Origin of the sequence: Pseudogemmobacter faecipullorum, assembly GCF_020539525.1 — a bacterium.
Lineage (GTDB): Bacteria > Pseudomonadota > Alphaproteobacteria > Rhodobacterales > Rhodobacteraceae > Pseudogemmobacter > Pseudogemmobacter faecipullorum.
This window is the reverse complement of sequence record NZ_JACDXX010000020.1, coordinates 1-18859: the sequence shown is the minus strand read 5'-3', so window position 1 is coordinate 18859 and position 18859 is coordinate 1. Positions and strand designations below refer to the sequence as shown.

The window sequence follows — 18859 nt, the reverse complement described above, 5'->3', positions numbered from 1 at the left end:
CCCGGGCTCGCTCTACCCGGGGCGCACTCGTTAAAATGTACGGATGAAAAAAGCAGGGCGTCCCTCGCCCGCGGCCAGCAGATTTACCCCGCCGGTTGAGCCCGGCCAATCCCCCGAAACCCGTTAGGCAATCGTGCCTATGACCCCGCCAGCGTGCGGGGCTTTTTCATATGGAGAACCGCCATGAAAGCACTCGCCATTCTCGCAGCCCTGATCGCTCTCTCGGCCTGCGACCAGCTCACCCCTGAGCAGATCAACCGCGCCGCCGATCTGGCGACCATCGCCGCCGACGCCGCCCGGCAGGCTGCTGCGGGGGTTGCGCAATGAGCCGCGAGAGCATGAGTCTGGTACAGACCGGCCTGAAGGGGCTGGGGCATGACCCTGGCCCCGCTGACGGCCTCTGGGGGCCGAAGACTGCCAGCGCGCTTCAGAGCCTGCTGGCGGCAGCTGGCAAGCCTGTCACTGCACCGGTGAAGCCAGCGCAGACCAGACCCGGCGCGATGATCCATCAGGGCAGCGCCGGGCATCCTGTCCGCGAGATCATCGTCCATTGCAGCGCCACCCGGCCTGAGTGGATGAAAGACCGCAGCCTCGCCGAAAAGCGGGCCGAGATCCGCCGCTGGCACGTCGAGGGAAATGGCTGGAAAAACATCGGATATCACTGGCTCATCGACCGCGACGGCTCAGTCACGGCCGGGCGGGGCGAGCATGAGATCGGCTCGCATGTCTCTGGCCATAACGCCGGAACCATCGGCATCTGCCTGATCGGCGGTCACGGCTCGGCTGAGGGCGACCTGTTCGCCCGGCACTTCACCAAAGCGCAGGATCTGGCGCTGCGCCAGCTGATCGCGGCCATCAGTGGCCGGACCGGCATCACCAAAATCTCGGGGCATAACCAGTACGCTGCGAAGGCGTGCCCCGGCTTCAATGTCCCGAAATGGCTCAAGGAGGCCTGATCATGGCGAACAATGGAACGAACCTCCACATGGGCGATGTGCTGCCCGCTCTGCCGTTCTGGGCCGCGCGCTCGTTCTGGCTGACCTTGCTCGCAATCGTCGCCATGGTCGGGCCGCAGCTCGGCCTGCCGGTGGCTTGGGCGGGTGAGCCTGAGACCATCGAGGGCATCATGCAGATCGTCGGAGCGGTCTCGGTCGTGCTGGCGTGGCGTGAGCGTCTGGCGCCGAATTACCGGCTGCGGTTCTGGGGTTGGTGGCAGTAGGCCCCCGGCACATCACCCGCCCCTGGCTTCGGCTGGGGGCGTTCTTTTTACGTTTCAGCCGGGGGCAATCGGGCATAGAGCGGTGCCATGAAAAAGACTGCCACATACAATCCCGACACACAGACCTTCACGCTGACCGGCAGCCAATGGTCGAACACCTATCCGGTTGCTGAGTTTGAGCACTGGCTCGCCTTTTATCGGCGCATGAGGGATGAGCACCCGAAGGCTGGCAGCAATTATGACGGCTGGATCGAGGCACTGGAGCGGCTGCAGGCCGAGATGGGGCGCTAAAACCAGTTGGGGAAATAGCCATAACCCATTGATGCGGCTTTAGTGATTTATGATCCGTTTGGAGGATTAACTTAATAAAAACAATGGCGGACAGGGGTCTCCAAAACCGTAGGTCGCGGGTTCGAGCCCTGCTGCCCCTGCCATTTCTCACTTCATTGCCGGATCTGACCAGTGCACGCAAATGCGGGCTGCGTCACCGGATGCCTTGCTTCGGCCGATGCCGCAGGGCAGGGTGTGCGGGGTTGTGTTTCCGGGGGTAAACCCGTATCTGGCTTCGGTCAGCACCCGACCAGAACAACGGACAGGCAAAATGGCCGCGATTAATCCTCTTCAGTTCATTCAGCAGGTTCGTGGCGAAGTCGCGAAGATCCACTGGCCCAAGCGCCGCGAAGTGGTTCTGACGACGGTCATGGTGTTCATCCTGGCAGCGCTGTTTGCGACCTTCTTCAGCCTTGTGGATTATGCGATCCGCACCGGGCTGAATCTGGTCATCGGCGCGTAACTGCCCCTCTCCCCGGCCTGAGGTTGCAGGTCTGTCCCGGGTGGGGCAGGGCGCCGGAGGAGGGGGCCTGACCGGCCTTGCGGCTCGGTTTAGGCTTGATCCGCAGCGGCCTAGCCGGTAATCCCCGCGGAGAGCAGCAGGACCGGCGCGCATCGATTCGGGGTGCGCGCTGTTTTTTGTTCCGGAAAACACTCCGGAAAAGGTGCATAAAGGGCGGCTTGCCGTCCCCAGGCAGAAAGTGGAATCGAGACCATGGCAAAACGCTGGTATTCTGTGAGCGTCCTCTCGAATTTCGAGAAAAAGGTGGCTGAGCAGATCCGCACGGCTGTGGAAGAGGCCAGTCTGCAGGAAGAAATCGACGAAGTTCTGGTCCCCACCGAAGAGGTGATCGAGATTCGTCGTGGCAAGAAAGTGACCTCTGAGCGTCGCTTCATGCCGGGCTATGTGCTGGTGCATATGGAAATGACCTCGCGCGGCTATCACCTGATCTCGTCGATCAACCGGGTGACCGGCTTCCTCGGCCCGCAGGGCAAGCCGATGCCGATGCGCGATGCCGAAGTGAACAATATGCTGAACCGCACCGCCGAGAAGGGCGAGGTCGCGCCGCGCAACCTGATCCGCTTCGAGATTGGTGAGAAGGTTAAAGTTACCGACGGCCCGTTCGAGGGCTTTGACGGTATGGTCGAAGAAGTTGATGAGCTCGCAAGCCGCCTGAAGGTTTCGGTCTCGATCTTCGGGCGCGCAACGCCCGTGGAACTGGAATTCACCCAGGTTGTCAAAGGCGGGCTCTGAGCCCGCCCTCGCTGATCTGCGTGCATCGCGCGGGAGGCAAGCGCCCCGGGCACTGACCCGAAGGTGACAAGCCGGACCGCTAAACCGCGTCTTCATGAGGAAGGCGCCGTGAAAAAGGAGAAGGCCAGATGGCCAAGAAGATCATGGGCAGCCTCAAGCTGCAGGTGAAAGCACAACAGGCGAACCCGTCGCCGCCGGTTGGTCCGGCGCTGGGTCAGCGCGGTCTGAACATCATGATGTTCGTGAAGGAATTCAACGCGAAGTCGGCTGACTTCCCGGCTGGAACCCCGATCCCGACCGTCATCACCTATTATGCGGACAAGTCCTTCAGCCTCGAGCTGAAAACCCCGCCGGCTTCGTTCCTGGTGAAAGAAGCTGCTGGCCTGAAGCCGGTTGGCAAGCGTAACCGCGCCAAGGGTTCGGACAAGCCGGGTCGCACCGTTGCCGGTTCGATCACCGCGGCTCAGCTGCGCAAGATTGCTGAAACCAAGATGAAAGATCTGAACGCCAATTCCGTGGAAGCGGCGATGCAGATCATCCTTGGCTCGGCTAAATCCTGCGGCATCGAAGTGAAGGGCTGAACATCATGGCAAAGCTCGCAAAACGTGTGAAGAAAGCTCAGGAAGCTTTCGCCGGCAAGGATCTGCTTGCTGTTGAAGCCGCTGTGGCGCTGATCAAATCGGCAGCTTCGGCCAAGTTCGACGAAACCCTCGAAATCGCGATGAACCTGGGCGTTGACCCGCGTCACGCTGACCAGATGGTTCGTGGTGTTGTCCAGCTGCCGAACGGCACCGGCAAAACCGTGCGCGTTGCTGTCTTCGCCCGTGGCGCCAAGGCTGATGAAGCCAAGGCGGCTGGTGCAGAGATCGTTGGCGCAGAAGACCTGCTGGAAAAAATCCAGGGCGGCATGCTCGATTTCGAACGCTGCATTGCAACCCCGGACATGATGCCGCTGGTCGGCCGTCTGGGTAAGGTCCTCGGCCCGCGCAACCTGATGCCGAACCCGAAAGTCGGCACGGTGACCATGGATGTTGCGACCGCAGTGTCGAACGCCAAGGGCGGTGAAGTGCAGTTCAAAGTCGAAAAAGCCGGCGTGATCCATGCTGGTATCGGCAAGGTCTCCTTCTCGGAAGAGAAGCTGGCTGAGAACGTCCGCGCTTTCGTTGACGCAGTGACCAAGGCCCGCCCGGCTGGCGCCAAAGGCACCTATGTCAAAAAAGTCTCGCTGGCTTCGACCATGGGTCCGGGCGTCTCGCTCGACCTCGCTTCGGCAGCAACTGCCTGAGCCTGAGCTGCGGTTCTGAAATCTGCCACCGGCCCTGAAAGGGGCCGGTGGTTTTCTTTTGGGCCGCATGACGAAGGCGCGGCCAGAGGGGGCAGGGGGCGCGGTTCAGGGGCTGGTTTCCGGCTAAAGGCCTGTCGCAGCATAAATCTGCTGTGATCGGGCGGAACCGCTCTTGGCAATTGCTGCGCCGCGGCCTATAGCACGCCTCTGTACAGAGCGCTGCGATTCTCGCGGAGTTCCGTGCATCGTCCGAGACGGTGGGTGCCTCTGGCTTAATTTCCTGCCTGAGATGGGAACTGAGACGAATTCCGGGGTTTTCCTCGGGCGATTTTCTCGGGAACCTTATCGGACCCGACCTTCCGGTCAGGGCTTATCCCCGGACCGGGAGAATGATGAGCCGGGGGAAACCCCAAATCTTGGAGTGAAACTGTGGATAGAGCCCAGAAAGAGAAAATGGTCGAGGAACTCGGCCAGATCTTCGAAAGCTCTGGCGTCGTAGTGGTTGCCCATTACGAAGGCATGACGGTTAAACAGATGCAGGACCTTCGCGCGCGTATGCGTGGCGTTAACGGGTCCGTTCGCGTTGCCAAGAACACGCTCGCCAAAATCGCCCTTGAAGGAAAGTCCTCTGCTAAGATGGCTGACCTGCTGACGGGCATGACTGTGCTGACCTTCTCGGAAGATCCCGTGGCTGCGGCCAAGATCTCCGACGCCTATGCCAAGGAAAACGATAAATACGTTATCCTCGGCGGCGCAATGGGCGGCACTGTGCTGGACCAGGCTGGTGTGAAGACCGTTGCCGCTATGCCGTCGCGCGAAGAGCTGCTTGCTCAGATCGCGTCGATGATTGGCGCTCCGGCTTCGAACATCGCTGGTGCAATTGGCGCGCCTGCTTCGAACATCGCTGGCATCCTGTCGACCATCGAGGACAAAGCAGCAGCCTGATCAGGCTGTACGCTCTGCCCAATGTCTTTCGTAGGGTTGATCCAATCGTCGTTGGACCCCATCTTAACTGAACGGAATGTGAAAAATGGCTGATCTTAAAGCTCTCGCCGAACAAATCGTTGGCCTGACCCTCCTGCAGGCTCAGGAACTGAAAACCATCCTGAAGGATGAGTATGGCATCGAGCCGGCTGCTGGCGGCGCTGTTGTCATGGCTGGCCCGGCTGCTGCAGCTGAGGCAGTTGAAGAGAAAACCGAATTCGACGTCGTTCTCGTCGAAGCCGGCGCTAACAAAATCAACGTGATCAAAGAAGTTCGCGGCATCACCGGTCTCGGCCTGGTCGAAGCTAAGAACCTCGTTGAAGCTGGCGGCAAAGTCAAAGAAGGCGCCACCAAAGCTGACGCTGAAGAAATCAAGAAGAAGCTTGAAGCTGCTGGCGCGAAAGTCGAGCTCAAGTAATTCCGGTGCGGGTCTTCCCGCAGCGCTGAAAATCAGGCAGGGGGCGGATTTTTCCGCCTCCTGCCATTCGCGTCCTGAAAGATGATTTTGTGAAATCCTCTTTCCGGGTGCGATGACAGGCTCGGGAGCCACCTGACGGGACAGGTGGCAGGTATGGAGCCTTCCCTCCCCTCTCGCCAGTTGGCGTGTGCCCGGCCCCGACGGGACGCGCGCCGGCGAAACGATGAAAGGTGACCACGAGCATGGCGCAAGCTTACGTTGGCCAGAAGCGAGTCCGCCGTTATTACGGTAAGATTCGTGAAGTTCTCGAGATGCCGAACCTGATTGAGGTTCAGAAATCTTCCTACGACCTGTTCCTGCAATCGGGCGACAGTGACAAGCCGCTGGATGGCGAAGGCATCCAGGGCACGTTCCAGTCGGTTTTCCCGATCAAGGATTTCAACGAGACGGCAGTTCTCGAATTCGTGCGCTATGAGCTGGAAAAGCCGAAGTACGATGTCGATGAATGCATGCAACGCGATCTGACCTATGCTGCGCCGCTGAAGGTCACGCTGCGTCTGATCGTTTTCGATATTGATGAGACCACCGGCAACCGCTCGGTCAAAGATATCAAAGAACAAGACGTCTATATGGGCGATATGCCCCTGATGACCCCGAACGGTACCTTCATCGTGAACGGCACCGAGCGGGTGATCGTGTCGCAGATGCACCGCTCCCCGGGCGTGTTCTTCGATCATGATAAGGGCAAGACCCATTCCTCGGGCAAACTGCTGTTCGCCTGCCGGATCATCCCCTATCGCGGCTCCTGGCTCGATTTCGAATTCGACGCGAAAGACATCGTCTTCGCGCGTATCGACCGCCGCCGTAAGCTGCCGGTCACCACTTTGCTCTATGCTCTGGGTCTGACCCAGGATCAGATCATGTCGTCCTATTACGACACGGTCACGTTCAAATATCTGCGCAACAAGGGCTGGGTCACCAAGTTCTTCCCCGAGCGTGTGCGCGGCACCCGTCCGACCTGGGATCTGGTCGATGCGGCCACCGGCGAGGTCATCCTCAAAGCCGGCGAGAAAGCCACGCCGCGCATGGTGCGCAAGTGGATCGACGAAGCACAGATCACCGAACTGCTGGTGCCCTTCGATCACATCGTCGGCCGCTATGTCGCCAATGATATGGTTGACGAAGAGAATGGCGCGATCTGGGCCGAGGCCGGCGAAGAGCTGACCTGGGAGCTGGACCGTGACGGCGAGGTGAAGGGCGGCAGCCTGAAAACCATCCTCGACCAGGGCATTCTCGAAATCCCGGTTCTCGACATCGATAATATCAATGTCGGCCCCTACATGCGTAACACCATGGCGGCGGATAAAAACTGGAGCCGCGACACCGCGCTGATGGATATCTATCGCGTGATGCGTCCGGGCGAGCCGCCGACTGTCGAGGCCGCCTCGACGCTGTTCGACACCCTGTTCTTCGATAAAGAGCGCTATGATCTCTCGGCTGTTGGCCGGGTGAAAATGAACATGCGTCTCGACCTCGACAAGCCCGACACCCAGCGCACGCTGGACCGCGACGATATCATCAAGTGCATCAAAGCGCTGGTGGAACTGCGCGACGGCAAGGGCGAGATCGACGATATCGACCACCTCGGCAACCGCCGGGTGCGCTCGGTCGGCGAGCTGATGGAAAATCAGTACCGCGTCGGCCTGCTGCGCATGGAGCGCGCGATCAAAGAGCGTATGTCCTCGGTCGAGATCGATACGATCATGCCGCAGGATCTGATCAATGCCAAACCGGCAGCCGCGGCTGTCCGCGAATTCTTCGGCTCGTCGCAGCTGTCGCAGTTCATGGACCAGACCAACCCGCTGTCGGAAGTCACGCATAAGCGTCGTCTCTCGGCGCTCGGGCCGGGCGGTCTGACCCGTGAGCGTGCCGGCTTTGAGGTGCGCGACGTTCACCCGACCCATTACGGCCGGATGTGCCCGATTGAAACGCCGGAAGGTCAGAACATTGGTCTGATCAACTCGCTGGCCACTTTCGCCCGCGTGAACAAATACGGCTTCATCGAGACCCCGTATCGCAAGGTCGTTGACGGCGCCGTCACCGATGACGTGGTCTATATGTCCGCGACCGAGGAAATGCGTCATACGGTTGCTCAGGCAAACGCGACGCAGAACGAAGCCGGCCAGTTCCAGGATGAGCTGATCTCCTCGCGTAAAGCGGGCGAATTCATGCTGAACCCGCCGGATGCGATCGATCTGATCGACGTTTCGCCGAAGCAGCTGGTTTCGGTGGCGGCATCGCTGATCCCGTTCCTCGAGAATGACGACGCTAACCGCGCTCTGATGGGCTCGAACATGCAGCGTCAGGCCGTGCCGCTGCTGCAGTCGGACGCACCTTTCGTCGGCACCGGCATCGAGGCCGTTGTGGCCCGCGATTCGGGTGCGGCGATCATGGCGCGCCGCGCCGGGATCATCGACCAGGTCGATGCACAGCGTATCGTTGTGCGGGCAACCGAACTGCTGGAGCCGGGCGAGCCGGGCGTCGACATCTACCGTCTGCGCAAGTTCAAGCGCTCGAACCAGTCGTCCTGCATCAACCAGCGTCCGCTGGTGAAAGTGGGCGATACCGTGATCCGCGGCGAAGTCGTGGCTGACGGTCCCTGCACCGATATGGGCGAACTGGCTCTGGGTCGTAACGTGGTCGTCGGCTTCATGCCGTGGAACGGCTATAACTACGAAGACTCGATCCTGATCTCTGAGCGTATCCTTAAGGATGACGTCTTCACCTCGATCCATATCGAGGAATATGAAGTCGCCGCCCGCGATACCAAGCTGGGGCCGGAAGAGATCACCCGCGACATTCCGAACGTCGGTGAAGAAGCACTGCGCAACCTCGACGAGGCTGGCATTGTCTACATCGGCGCCGAAGTGCAGCCGGGCGATATCCTTGTCGGTAAGATCACCCCCAAGGGTGAAAGCCCGATGACCCCGGAAGAGAAGCTGCTTCGCGCCATCTTCGGCGAGAAAGCTTCGGACGTGCGCGATACCTCGCTGCGTCTGCCGCCGGGGGCTTATGGTACCATCGTTGAGGTGCGCGTCTTCAACCGTCACGGCGTCGATAAAGACGAGCGGGCGCTGCAGATCGAGCGCGAGGAAGTCGAACGTCTGGCGCGGGACCGCGACGACGAGATGATCATCCTTGAGCGCAACATCTATAAGCGTCTGAAGGCTCTCATCAGCGGCCGTGAGGCGGTCAAAGGTCCGAAAGGCGTCCGCGCCGGCTCGACCATTGATGAGGAACTGCTCGGCACGCTGTCGCGTGGTCAGTGGTGGCAGCTGGCGGTTGCCGAGGAATCGGTCGCCAAGGACATCGAGGCACTGCACGATCAGTATGAAGTGCAGAAGCGCGCCCTGAATGCCCGTTTCGACGACAAGGTCGAGAAGGTGCGTCGCGGCGACGATCTGCCTCCGGGCGTGATGAAGATGGTCAAGGTCTTCGTGGCGGTGAAGCGTAAGCTGCAGCCGGGCGATAAGATGGCAGGCCGTCACGGCAACAAGGGTGTTATCTCGAAGGTTGTTCCGGTTGAGGACATGCCCTTCCTGGCTGACGGTACCCCGGTTGACCTCGTGCTGAACCCGCTCGGCGTGCCGTCGCGGATGAACGTTGGTCAGATCCTCGAGACCCATATGGGCTGGGCTGCGCGCGGCCTTGGTCTGAAGATCGACGAGGCGCTGCAGGACTATCGTCGTCATGGCGACCTGACCCCGGTCAGGGAAGCGATGCGTCTGGCTTACGGCGATGAGACCTATGACGAGGCCTTCGGCGATGCGTCGGATGAGCGTCTGCTGGAATCGGCAGCGACCGTTACCCGCGGTGTTCCGATTGCCACCCCGGTCTTCGACGGCGCGAAAGAAGCCGATGTGAATGACAGTCTGCGTCGCGCAGGCTTCGACACTTCGGGTCAGTCTGACGTCTTCGACGGCCGTACCGGCGAGAAGTTCCAGCGGAAGGTCACCGTGGGCGTGAAATACATGCTCAAGCTGCACCACCTGGTGGACGACAAGCTGCACGCCCGTTCGACCGGTCCCTACTCGCTCGTCACTCAGCAGCCGCTGGGTGGTAAGGCGCAGTTCGGTGGTCAGCGTCTCGGGGAGATGGAGGTCTGGGCTCTCGAGGCTTATGGCGCCGCCTATACCCTGCAGGAGATGCTCACCGTTAAGTCGGATGACGTGGCAGGCCGGACCAAGGTCTATGAATCGATCGTCAAGGGCGAGGATAATTTCGAAGCAGGCGTTCCGGAGAGCTTCAACGTTCTCGTCAAGGAAGTCCGCGGCCTCGGCCTGAATATGGAACTCCTGGATGCGGAAGAGGAGTGAGCGGCAGCGAAACCGCTCGGGAGAGGCGTTCGCGCCTCTCCGCCCTCTGACCGCAACCTCCTGATTTGGGAAGCAAGATGAACCAGGAACTGACGAATAATCCGTTCAACCCGATCGCTCCGGTGAAGACTTTCGACGAGATCAAGGTCTCGCTCGCAAGCCCCGAGCGCATCCTGTCGTGGTCCTATGGCGAGATCAAAAAGCCTGAGACCATCAACTACCGGACCTTCAAGCCCGAGCGCGACGGTCTGTTCTGCGCCCGGATCTTCGGGCCGATCAAAGACTATGAATGCCTTTGCGGCAAATATAAGCGGATGAAATATCGCGGCGTTGTCTGCGAGAAATGCGGCGTCGAAGTCACGCTGCAGAAAGTCCGCCGTGAGCGCATGGGCCATATCGAACTGGCCGCTCCGGTCGCACATATCTGGTTCCTGAAGTCGCTTCCCTCCCGGATCGGCCTGATGGTCGATATGACTTTGCGGGATCTGGAGCGCATTCTCTATTTCGAAAACTATGTGGTTATCGAGCCGGGTCTGACCGATCTGACCTATGGTCAGCTGATGACCGAGGATGAATATCTCGACGCTCAGGACCAGTATGGCGCTGACGCTTTCACCGCCAATATCGGCGCTGAGGCGATCCGTGAGATGCTGGCTGCGATCGATCTCGAGCAGACCGCCGAGCAGCTTCGCGAAGAGCTGAAAGAAGCCACCGGCGAGCTGAAGCCGAAGAAGATCATCAAGCGTCTGAAGATCGTTGAGTCCTTCCTCGAGTCGGGTAACCGTCCGGAATGGATGATCCTCACCGTTCTGCCGGTGATCCCGCCGGAACTGCGTCCGCTGGTTCCGCTCGATGGCGGTCGTTTTGCGACCTCTGACCTCAACGACCTCTATCGTCGGGTGATCAACCGCAACAACCGTCTGAAGCGCCTGATCGAACTGCGTGCGCCCGATATCATCGTGCGCAACGAAAAGCGGATGCTGCAGGAAGCTGTGGATGCGCTCTTCGACAACGGCCGTCGTGGCCGCGTCATCACCGGGACCAATAAGCGCCCGCTGAAGTCGCTGTCGGATATGCTGAAGGGTAAGCAGGGCCGCTTCCGTCAGAACCTTCTGGGTAAACGCGTCGACTTCTCGGGTCGTTCGGTCATCGTGACCGGCCCGGAGCTGAAGCTGCACCAGTGCGGTCTGCCGAAGAAGATGGCGCTCGAGCTGTTCAAGCCCTTCATCTACTCGCGTCTGGAAGCCAAGGGTCTGTCCTCGACCGTGAAGCAGGCCAAGAAGCTGGTGGAGAAAGAGCGTCCGGAAGTCTGGGATATCCTCGATGAGGTGATCCGCGAACATCCGGTGCTCCTGAACCGCGCGCCGACGCTGCACCGTCTGGGCATCCAGGCCTTTGAGCCGATCCTGATCGAAGGCAAGGCGATCCAGCTGCACCCGCTGGTCTGCTCGGCGTTCAACGCTGACTTCGACGGCGACCAGATGGCCGTTCACGTGCCGCTGTCGCTCGAAGCCCAGCTGGAAGCCCGCGTCCTGATGATGTCGACGAACAACGTTCTGTCGCCCGCCAACGGCGCACCGATCATCGTTCCGTCGCAGGATATGGTCCTTGGCCTTTATTATGTGACCATGCAGCGTCACGGCATGAAGGGCGAGGGGTCGGTCTACCGCGATATCGACGAGGTTGAACATGCTCTCGCCGCCGGCGAGCTGCATCTGCATGCCAAAATCACCGCCCGCCTCAAGCAGGTCGATGAGGAAGGCAATATCGTCTGGAAGCGCTACGAGACCACCCCGGGCCGTCTGCGTCTTGGCAACCTGCTGCCGCAGAATGCCAAAGCGCCGTTCGAACTGGTGAACCGTCTTCTGCGTAAGAAAGACGTGCAGACCGTCATCGACACCGTCTACCGCTACTGCGGTCAGAAGGAATCGGTGATCTTCTGTGACCAGATCATGGGGCTTGGCTTCCGCGAAGCATTCCGTGCCGGTATCTCGTTCGGTAAAGACGACATGGTCATCGCCGACAACAAATGGGAAATCGTCAATTCGACGAAAGCCCAGGTTGCCGATTTTGAGCAGCAGTATCTCGACGGCCTGATCACTCAGGGCGAGAAGTACAACAAAGTTGTCGACGCCTGGTCGAAGTGCAACGACAAGGTCACCGAGTCGATGATGTCGACGATCTCGGAAGTCAAATATACCGAAGATGGCGCTGAGAAAGAGCCGAACTCGGTCTATATGATGGCTCACTCCGGGGCGCGTGGCTCGGTCACTCAGATGAAACAGCTCGGCGGGATGCGCGGCCTTATGGCCAAGCCGAACGGCGAGATCATCGAGACGCCGATCATCTCGAACTTCAAGGAAGGTCTGACCGTTCTTGAATATTTCAACTCGACCCACGGCGCCCGTAAGGGTCTGTCGGATACCGCACTGAAGACCGCAAACTCGGGTTACCTGACCCGTCGTCTGGTTGACGTGGCGCAGGATTGCATCATTCGCGTGCATGATTGTGGCACCGAGAATGCGATCACCGCTTCGGCTGCGATCAAAGAGGGCACCGAAACCGCACCGCTCGCCGAGCGCGTGCTGGGTCGTGTGGCGGCTGAGGATATCCTCGATCCGGCCACCGAAGCAGTCATCGTCGCCAAAGGCGAGCTGATCGACGAGCGCAAGGCTGACCTGGTCGGCAAAGCGAACGTGCCTTCGGTCCGGATCCGCAGCCCGCTGACCTGTGAGGCCGAGGAAGGCGTCTGCGCCCAGTGCTATGGTCGCGACCTCGCCCGCGGTACCCAGGTCAATATCGGCGAAGCTGTCGGCATCATCGCCGCACAGTCGATCGGTGAGCCGGGCACGCAGCTGACGATGCGGACCTTCCACATCGGCGGCGTTGCTCAGGGTGGCCAGCAGTCGTTCCTCGAAGCCTCGCAAGAGGGCCGGATTGAGTTCCGCAACACCAACATCTTGCATAATGTGGCAGGTGAGCAGGTGGTGATCGGCCGGAACATGACCATCGCGATCATCGATGAGCATGGTGCCGAGCGGGCCTCGCACAAACTGACCTATGGCGCAAAACTGCACGTCCAGGACGGCGAGCAGGTCAAGCGTGGCCATAAGCTGTTTGAATGGGACCCCTTCAACCTGCTGATCGTGGCTGAAAAGGCCGGTGTGGCGCGGTTCAAGGACCTGATCAACGGTATCTCGATCCGTGAAGATACCGATGATGCGACCGGCATGACGCAGAAAGTGGTCTCTGACTGGCGTTCGGCCCCGCGTGGCTCGGATCTCAAGCCCGAGATCATTCTGGTGAATCCGGAAACCGGCGAGCCGGTGCGTGGCGACAATGGCAATCCGATCTTCTACCCGATGTCGGTGGACGCCGTTCTGTCGCTGGAAGATGGTCAGGAGCTGCGCCCGGGCGATATCGTTGCCCGTATTCCGCGCGAAGGCACCAAGACGAAGGACATCACCGGGGGTCTTCCCCGCGTGGCGGAACTCTTCGAGGCGCGTCGCCCGAAAGATCACGCAATCATCGCAGAGGCCGATGGTTATGTGCGCTTCGGCAAGGACTATAAAAACAAGCGCCGCATCACCGTCGAGCCGGTGGATGAAACGCTTCAGGCTGCGGAATATATGGTGCCGAAGGGCAAGCATATTCCGGTGCAGGAAGGCGATTTCGTCCAGAAGGGCGACTATATCATGGACGGTAACCCCGCTCCTCACGACATCCTGCGCATCATGGGTGTCGAGGCGCTGGCGAACTACATGATCGATGAGGTCCAGGACGTTTACCGTCTGCAGGGCGTGAAGATTAACGATAAACACATCGAGGTTATCGTTCGTCAGATGCTGCAGAAGCTGGAAGTGCTGGATTCGGGCGATACCACTTTGCTGAAAGGCGAGCAGGTCGAGCGTCAGGAACTTGAGGAAGAAAACCTCAAGGCCCGTGGCCGCGGTCTGCGCGAAGCGAAAGCAGAGCCGGTCCTGCTCGGGATCACCAAGGCCTCGCTGCAGACCCGCTCGTTCATCTCGGCGGCTTCCTTCCAGGAAACCACCCGGGTGCTGACCGAGGCTTCGGTTCAGGGCAAGCGCGACAAGCTGGTGGGCCTGAAAGAAAACGTCATCGTCGGCCGTCTGATTCCGGCCGGTACCGGTGGCGCGACCCGTCGCGTCAAGGCGATTGCGACCGAGCGTGACCAGAGCGTGATCGCGGCCCGCCGCGATGAGGCCGAGGTTGCCGTGACGCTGGCCGCTCCGGCGCCGGTGAGCGAGCCGAACCTGGCCAGCCCGGTCAGCGACGACACCGACAGCCGCGCCTGATCTGATCCCTGCCTCCCTTCTTTGGGGGGGCAGGACCGGGTTCCGCAGTGACTGCCTTAAAACCCGCCGGTTTGCTCCGGCGGGTTTTTCTTTTAGCGCGCCCTCGTCATGCGTGATCTTCCTCTTTGCCGCGCCCCGGCATAGGGAGGGGGGAGCCATGGCCGAGGTCGGCCCTGGGACAGTTGGAATTTCAGAATGTTCCGGACCCTGCGTCAGCGTTCGATCGGCTTTATGCTGGTGGCGATGTTCTCTTTCGCGCTGAGCGATACGTTTATGAAAATGGCGCTGGAAAGCCTGCCTCTGCCCCAGGCTTTGGTGATGCGCGGAATTCCGGCCTGTCTGTTTATGCTCAGCATTGCCGCGATTGATGGCAGTTTCCGCTATCGGTTGCAGCCTGCGCATGGCCGGTTGCTGGCTTTGCGCAGCCTGATGGAGGTGATGGCGACCCTCAGCTTCCTGACCGCGATGCAGCATATGCCGATTGGCAATCTGACCGCGGTGCTGCAATCGGTGCCGCTGGTCGCCACCTTTGCTGCGGCGCTCATTCTGAGGGAGACAGTGGGCTGGCGGCGTGCCCTGGCCGTCTCTGTCGGCTTTATCGGTGTGCTGATCGTGATCCGGCCCGGGCCTTCGGGATTTGATCACTATACCCTGATCGGCCTGGTCTCGGTGGTCTTCGTCGTGGCCCGTGATCTGGTGACCCGCCGGCTGCCGCGCGATATTCCGGCGCCGCTGGTGGCGCTCGGCGCGGCCGGGATGGTGACAACGCTTGCGGGCATCTGGTCGCTGACGATCGTCTGGCAGCCGGTCCCGCTGCAGGCGGTGGCTGGCATCGCGGTCAGTGCGGTCTTCATGTCACTGGCCTTTCTCAGCCTCGTCAATGCGCTGAAGGCGGGGGATGTGTCGGCGACGGCGCCGCTGCGCTATGCGCAGCTGCTCTGGGCGCTGTTGTTCGGCTGGCTGCTGTTTGGTGATTTTCCGGATCTGATCACGCTCGGCGGCGCGGCGCTGATCGTCGCCTCCGGTATCTTCACCTTGCTGCGCGAGGCGCGGCTCAGCCGCTGAGGCAGCGTGCCCCCCGGGGCGGCCTCCCCGGAGAGCGGCGACGCTGGGGCGGGGGGCTCAGGCGCGGGGGCCGAGCCGGACACGAGAGGCAGGGCTAAAGCCCTTATTTTCCTGGCCTCCGGCAGGGACTGCGCCGGGCCGCGCCCGGGTCCGGGCAGGCCGCGCAGGTTGACACTTCCGCCAATTCCTCCTATAGCCCGCTCCATCTCATGGGAGAGGTCCGTCCTCACCCCGGGATCAGAGAACCTTCATTGGCACGGTCCGGGTCATAAGCCCCTGATCCTCTGGATTTGTCGCGATATTTCTCCGGGAATATCGGCGGCAATTTGGTGTTTTGCGATTCGCGCAATCCACTCGAGAAGCAGCGCTCCCCAGGCATAGGGAGCGAGTATCGAAACGAGGAACGTTAATGCCGACGATTCAGCAGCTGATCCGGAAACCCCGGGAAGCGAAGCCGAGCAAATCCAAGTCGCAGCACCTGGAATCCTGCCCGCAGAAGCGTGGGGTTTGCACCCGCGTTTACACCACCACTCCGAAGAAGCCGAACTCGGCTATGCGTAAAGTTGCGAAGGTTCGCCTGACCAACGGCTTCGAAGTGATCTCCTACATCCCCGGCGAGAAGCACAACCTGCAAGAGCACTCGGTTGTTCTGATCCGCGGCGGCCGTGTAAAAGACCTTCCGGGTGTCCGTTACCACATCCTGCGCGGTGTGCTGGATACCCAGGGCGTTAAAGACCGTCGCCAGCGTCGTTCGAAATACGGCGCTAAGCGTCCGAAGTGATCCTGGGAGGGTAAAGAGACATGTCACGTCGTCACGCCGCAGAGAAGCGCGAAATTCTCCCGGACGCCAAATATGGCGACCGCGTTCTGACCAAGTTCATGAACAACCTGATGCTGGATGGCAAGAAATCCACCGCAGAAGGCATTGTTTACGGTGCACTGACCCGCGTTGAGAGCAAGCTGAAGCGCGCTCCGATCGAGGCCTTCCACGAAGCGCTCGACAACGTTAAGCCTTCCGTCGAAGTGCGCTCGCGCCGCGTCGGTGGTGCTACCTACCAGGTTCCGGTTGAAGTCCGCACCGAGCGCCGCGAAGCCCTCGCCATCCGCTGGCTGATCACCGCTGCGCGCAAGCGCAACGAGAACACCATGGAAGAGCGTCTGGCTGCTGAGCTGTCCGATGCCGTCAATGGCCGCGGTACCGCAGTGAAGAAGCGCGAAGACACCCACAAGATGGCAGACGCGAACAAAGCGTTCAGCCACTACCGCTGGTAAGGGGGCCCGATGGCACGCGAATTCCCGCTCAAAATGTATCGTAACTTCGGCATCATGGCTCACATTGATGCTGGCAAGACGACCACGACTGAGCGCATCCTGTTCTACACGGGTAAGAACCACAAAATGGGTGAGACGCATGACGGTGCGTCCACTATGGACTTCATGGAGCAGGAAGCCGAGCGCGGCATTACCATCTCCTCGGCTGCAACCTCGACCACCTGGGAGCGTCACGTCGACGCTGAATATACCCCGGATGCCTCGAAGAAGCACCGCTTCAACATCATCGACACCCCCGGCCACGTTGACTTCACCATTGAGGTTGAGCGTTCGCTGGCGGTTCTCGATGGTGCGATCTGCCTTCTCGACGGCAATGCCGGCGTTGAACCGCAGACCGAAACCGTCTGGCGTCAGGCTGACCGCTATAAAGTTCCGCGCATCGTGTTCGTCAATAAGATGGACAAGATCGGCGCAGACTTCTTCAACTGCGTTCGCATGATCAAAGACCGCACCGGCGGGACTCCCTGCCCGGTGGCTCTGCCGATCGGCGCTGAGGATCACCTCGAAGGCGCAATCGATCTCGTCACCATGGAAGAATGGGTCTGGAACGGCGAAGACGTCGGTGCTTCCTGGACCCGTCAGCCGATCCGTGACGAGCTGCAGGGCCTGGCCGCTGAATGGCGTGGCAAAATGATCGAGCTTGCCGTTGAGCAGGACGATGCTGCCATGGAAGCCTATCTGGAAGGCAATGAGCCTTCGCAGGACGAGCTGCGCCGGCTGATCCGTAAGGGTACGCTGTCGATGGCCTTCTTCCCGGTTCTTGCTGGCTCGGCCTTCAAGAACAAGGGCGTGCAGATGGTCCTCAACGCTGTTGTGGATTACCTGCCGGCACCGACCGACGTTCCGGCCTATGTCGGCTTCGCTCCGGGCGATGAGACCGAGACCCGCAACATCGAGCGTAATGCGCGCGATGAGGATCCCTTCTCGGCGCTCGCGTTCAAGATCATGAACGACCCCTTCGTCGGCTCGCTGACCTTCACGCGCATTTATTCGGGCGTGCTGAAAAAAGGCGACACGATGCTCAATGCCACCAAAGGCAAAAAAGAGCGCGTGGGCCGGATGATGGTCATGCATGCGATCCAGCGTGAAGAGATCGAAGAGGCATTCGCAGGCGACATCATCGCGCTGGCCGGTCTGAAAGAGACCACCACCGGTGACACCCTCTGCGACGTGGCGAAGCCGGTGGTTCTCGAAACCATGACCTTCCCGCAGCCGGTGATCGAGATCGCTGTTGAGCCGAAAACCAAGGCTGACCAGGAGAAGATGGGCATGGCCCTGGCTCGCCTGGCTGCTGAGGACCCTTCCTTCCGCGTCGAGACCAATTTCGAATCCGGTCAGACCATCATGAAGGGCATGGGCGAACTTCACCTCGATATCCTCGTCGACCGTATGCGTCGCGAATTCAAGGTCGAGGCGAATATCGGTGCTCCGCAGGTGGCTTACCGCGAGACCATCTCGACGGAAGCCGAGATCGACTACACGCATAAGAAACAGACCGGTGGTACCGGCCAGTTTGCACGCGTGAAGCTGGTGATCACCCCGACCGAGCCGGGCGAAGGCTATTCGTTCGAGTCGAAGATCATCGGTGGTGCGGTTCCGAAGGAATACATCCCCGGCGTCGAAAAAGGCATCAAGTCCGTTATGGACTCGGGCCCGCTGGCAGGCTTCCCGGTTATCGACTTCAAAGTCGCTCTGATCGACGGTGCTTTCCACGACGTCGACTCCTCGGTGCTCGCCTTCGAGATCGCGACCCGCGCCGGTATGCGTGAAGGCCTGCGTAAAGCAGGTGCGAAACTGCTTGAGCCGATCATGAAAGTCGAAGTGGTGACCCCGGAAGAATATACCGGCGGCATCATCGGCGACCTGACCTCGCGTCGGGGCATGGTTCAGGGTCAGGACACCCGCGGCAATGCCAATGTGATCAACGCTATGGTCCCGCTGGCAAACATGTTCGGCTACATCAACACTCTGCGCTCGATGTCCTCGGGTCGTGCCGTGTTCTCGATGGAATTCGACCATTACGACGCAGTGCCTGAGAATCTCTCGCAAGAGATCCAGAAGAAGTACGCCTGATCTGGCGGTGGGCGGGAACGCCCACCTTCCCCCACCGCTGCCGCGCGAGGCGCGGCGAATGATTTGAAGGAGTTGCCAAATGGCAAAGGCAAAGTTTGAACGGAACAAACCGCACGTCAACATCGGCACCATCGGCCACGTTGACCACGGCAAAACCACGCTGACCGCTGCGATCACCAAATATTTTGGTGACTTCAAAGGCTACG

17 protein-coding genes are annotated in these 18859 nt (G+C 60.3%); all 17 read left to right on the top strand.

Going from position 1 to position 18859, the window contains the following annotated elements; all coding sequences use genetic code 11:
- The first annotated feature begins 183 nt into the window (after nucleotides 1–183).
- Nucleotides 184–327, top strand: coding sequence for a hypothetical protein (locus H0485_RS17410; protein ID WP_226937217.1), 144 nt, complete (start codon nucleotides 184–186; stop codon nucleotides 325–327).
- Between the two features lie 11 nt (nucleotides 328–338).
- Entirely contained in the window at nucleotides 339–956 is a 618-nt protein-coding gene (locus H0485_RS17405; RefSeq protein ID WP_226937216.1) for a peptidoglycan recognition protein family protein, read from the top strand.
- 2 nt (nucleotides 957–958) lie between these two features.
- Nucleotides 959–1219, top strand: coding sequence for a hypothetical protein (locus H0485_RS17400; RefSeq protein ID WP_226937215.1), 261 nt, complete (start codon nucleotides 959–961; stop codon nucleotides 1217–1219).
- Between the two features lie 87 nt (nucleotides 1220–1306).
- Nucleotides 1307–1510: a hypothetical protein gene (locus tag H0485_RS17395; RefSeq protein ID WP_226937214.1), complete on the top strand. Its 204-nt coding sequence runs from the start codon at nucleotides 1307–1309 to the stop codon at nucleotides 1508–1510.
- A 310-nt stretch (nucleotides 1511–1820) separates the two neighbouring features.
- A complete protein-coding gene (gene secE, locus H0485_RS17390) occupies nucleotides 1821–2012 on the top strand; it encodes a preprotein translocase subunit SecE (protein ID WP_226937213.1) in 192 nt (63 codons plus the stop codon).
- 252 nt (nucleotides 2013–2264) lie between these two features.
- The gene (gene nusG / locus H0485_RS17385; protein WP_226937212.1) at nucleotides 2265–2804 is read left to right on the top strand and encodes a transcription termination/antitermination protein NusG; all 540 of its coding nucleotides are present in this window, start codon (nucleotides 2265–2267) and stop codon (nucleotides 2802–2804) included.
- A 128-nt stretch (nucleotides 2805–2932) separates the two neighbouring features.
- Complete coding sequence (gene rplK, locus H0485_RS17380) at nucleotides 2933–3385, top strand: 50S ribosomal protein L11 (protein WP_226937211.1); 453 nt, start codon at nucleotides 2933–2935, stop codon at nucleotides 3383–3385.
- Nucleotides 3386–3390: 5 nt separating this feature from the next.
- Nucleotides 3391–4089: a 50S ribosomal protein L1 gene (gene rplA, locus H0485_RS17375; RefSeq protein WP_226937210.1), complete on the top strand. Its 699-nt coding sequence runs from the start codon at nucleotides 3391–3393 to the stop codon at nucleotides 4087–4089.
- A 429-nt stretch (nucleotides 4090–4518) separates the two neighbouring features.
- Nucleotides 4519–5034: a 50S ribosomal protein L10 gene (rplJ, locus tag H0485_RS17370; RefSeq protein WP_226937209.1), complete on the top strand. Its 516-nt coding sequence runs from the start codon at nucleotides 4519–4521 to the stop codon at nucleotides 5032–5034.
- 85 nt (nucleotides 5035–5119) lie between these two features.
- Nucleotides 5120–5491 carry a 50S ribosomal protein L7/L12 gene (gene rplL, locus H0485_RS17365; RefSeq protein ID WP_226937208.1) on the top strand — a complete coding sequence of 124 codons (372 nt, stop codon included), beginning with the start codon at nucleotides 5120–5122 and terminating at the stop codon, nucleotides 5489–5491.
- 242 nt (nucleotides 5492–5733) lie between these two features.
- On the top strand, nucleotides 5734–9867 hold the full coding sequence (rpoB, locus tag H0485_RS17360; RefSeq protein WP_226937207.1) for a DNA-directed RNA polymerase subunit beta: 4134 nt from the start codon (nucleotides 5734–5736) through the stop codon (nucleotides 9865–9867).
- Between the two features lie 77 nt (nucleotides 9868–9944).
- Complete coding sequence (gene rpoC / locus H0485_RS17355; protein WP_226937206.1) at nucleotides 9945–14183, top strand: DNA-directed RNA polymerase subunit beta'; 4239 nt, start codon at nucleotides 9945–9947, stop codon at nucleotides 14181–14183.
- A 195-nt stretch (nucleotides 14184–14378) separates the two neighbouring features.
- Nucleotides 14379–15248 (top strand): DMT family transporter, encoded by an 870-nt coding sequence (locus H0485_RS17350; RefSeq protein WP_226937205.1) that lies wholly within the window; start codon nucleotides 14379–14381, stop codon nucleotides 15246–15248.
- A 409-nt stretch (nucleotides 15249–15657) separates the two neighbouring features.
- A complete protein-coding gene (gene rpsL, locus H0485_RS17345; protein WP_124085211.1) occupies nucleotides 15658–16029 on the top strand; it encodes a 30S ribosomal protein S12 in 372 nt (123 codons plus the stop codon).
- Nucleotides 16030–16049: 20 nt separating this feature from the next.
- Nucleotides 16050–16520 (top strand): 30S ribosomal protein S7, encoded by a 471-nt coding sequence (gene rpsG, locus H0485_RS17340; RefSeq protein WP_226937204.1) that lies wholly within the window; start codon nucleotides 16050–16052, stop codon nucleotides 16518–16520.
- A gap of 9 nt (nucleotides 16521–16529) precedes the next feature.
- Nucleotides 16530–18653 carry an elongation factor G gene (fusA, locus tag H0485_RS17335; RefSeq protein ID WP_226937203.1) on the top strand — a complete coding sequence of 708 codons (2124 nt, stop codon included), beginning with the start codon at nucleotides 16530–16532 and terminating at the stop codon, nucleotides 18651–18653.
- Nucleotides 18654–18732: 79 nt separating this feature from the next.
- Nucleotides 18733–18859: GTP-binding protein (locus H0485_RS17330; protein ID WP_255613781.1), on the top strand; the 127-nt coding region annotated here is incomplete at its 3' end.

Bases quoted from the DNA above. Each gene is read 5' to 3' on its own strand.
- H0485_RS17410 (WP_226937217.1), top strand. From the start codon at position 184: ATGAAAGCACTCGCCATTCTCGCAGCCCTGATCGCTCTCTCGGCCTGC.
- H0485_RS17405 (WP_226937216.1), top strand. From the start codon at position 339: ATGAGTCTGGTACAGACCGGCCTGAAGGGGCTGGGGCATGACCCTGGC.
- H0485_RS17400 (WP_226937215.1), top strand. From the start codon at position 959: ATGGCGAACAATGGAACGAACCTCCACATGGGCGATGTGCTGCCCGCT.
- H0485_RS17395 (WP_226937214.1), top strand. From the start codon at position 1,307: ATGAAAAAGACTGCCACATACAATCCCGACACACAGACCTTCACGCTG.
- secE (WP_226937213.1), top strand. From the start codon at position 1,821: ATGGCCGCGATTAATCCTCTTCAGTTCATTCAGCAGGTTCGTGGCGAA.
- nusG (WP_226937212.1), top strand. From the start codon at position 2,265: ATGGCAAAACGCTGGTATTCTGTGAGCGTCCTCTCGAATTTCGAGAAA.
- rplK (WP_226937211.1), top strand. From the start codon at position 2,933: ATGGCCAAGAAGATCATGGGCAGCCTCAAGCTGCAGGTGAAAGCACAA.
- rplA (WP_226937210.1), top strand. From the start codon at position 3,391: ATGGCAAAGCTCGCAAAACGTGTGAAGAAAGCTCAGGAAGCTTTCGCC.
- rplL (WP_226937208.1), top strand. From the start codon at position 5,120: ATGGCTGATCTTAAAGCTCTCGCCGAACAAATCGTTGGCCTGACCCTC.
- rpoB (WP_226937207.1), top strand. From the start codon at position 5,734: ATGGCGCAAGCTTACGTTGGCCAGAAGCGAGTCCGCCGTTATTACGGT.
- rpoC (WP_226937206.1), top strand. From the start codon at position 9,945: ATGAACCAGGAACTGACGAATAATCCGTTCAACCCGATCGCTCCGGTG.
- H0485_RS17350 (WP_226937205.1), top strand. From the start codon at position 14,379: ATGTTCCGGACCCTGCGTCAGCGTTCGATCGGCTTTATGCTGGTGGCG.
- rpsL (WP_124085211.1), top strand. From the start codon at position 15,658: ATGCCGACGATTCAGCAGCTGATCCGGAAACCCCGGGAAGCGAAGCCG.
- rpsG (WP_226937204.1), top strand. From the start codon at position 16,050: ATGTCACGTCGTCACGCCGCAGAGAAGCGCGAAATTCTCCCGGACGCC.
- fusA (WP_226937203.1), top strand. From the start codon at position 16,530: ATGGCACGCGAATTCCCGCTCAAAATGTATCGTAACTTCGGCATCATG.